The organism is Acidovorax sp. ST3, from assembly GCF_003231145.1.
Classification (GTDB): domain Bacteria; phylum Pseudomonadota; class Gammaproteobacteria; order Burkholderiales; family Burkholderiaceae_C; genus Acidovorax.
In genome coordinates, this window is the sequence record NZ_QKVP01000084.1 from 1 (window position 1) to 589 (window position 589).

The 589-nt window shown below is 69.9% G+C and carries 1 protein-coding gene; it reads right to left on the minus strand.

Features of this window, described 5'->3' with window-relative positions; all coding sequences use genetic code 11:
• Positions 1-589 (minus strand): DUF6389 family protein (locus DNK89_RS24940; protein ID WP_255575896.1); only part of this gene is annotated, 589 nt, incomplete at both ends.

Consider the following 589-nt stretch of genomic DNA (forward strand, 5'->3'; position numbering starts at 1 on the left):
GTAGTCCTCGTCCGCATAGATGCAGGCCGGCAGCGGTGAAACCGCCCGGCCGCCCCGCTCCCACAAGGCCTCGATCCAGTCGGCCGCGGTGTCGGCGATGACGTCCTGCACGCAGAAGCCGGGATCGCGCCCGAACATCGGCACCGGCGGCGTCAGGCCGGTTTCGCCGTGCACCACGTCAAACAGGTTGCGGTGGCCTTCGATGGCCCTGTTCAGCACGTACAGGTCGGGCCCGTCCAGGCCGATGACCACGGAGAACGTGCCCTCGCCGTCCTGGTCGGGGAAGATGCCGAACTGGATCTCGCGCGCCTTTTCCGGCAGGCGCGGAAACAGGCCGGCCAGCACGCGCGGCTCGGTGAAGTACTGCTTCACCTCGTCTTCGGAGTAGGCGTAGCGCGACTCGCGCAGGCGCTCGGAGGCATAGGCCACGTCCCACGGCTGCAATTCGGCCAGGCCGAGTTCGGCCGCGGCGTAGGCCTTCAGCTCGGCCAGGTCGCGCTGGGCGTAGGGCTTGGCGCGGGCGGCCAGGTCGCGCAGGAAGGTGGTGACCTCCTTGGCGTCGCGCGCCATGCGCGTCTGCAGGCGCAGC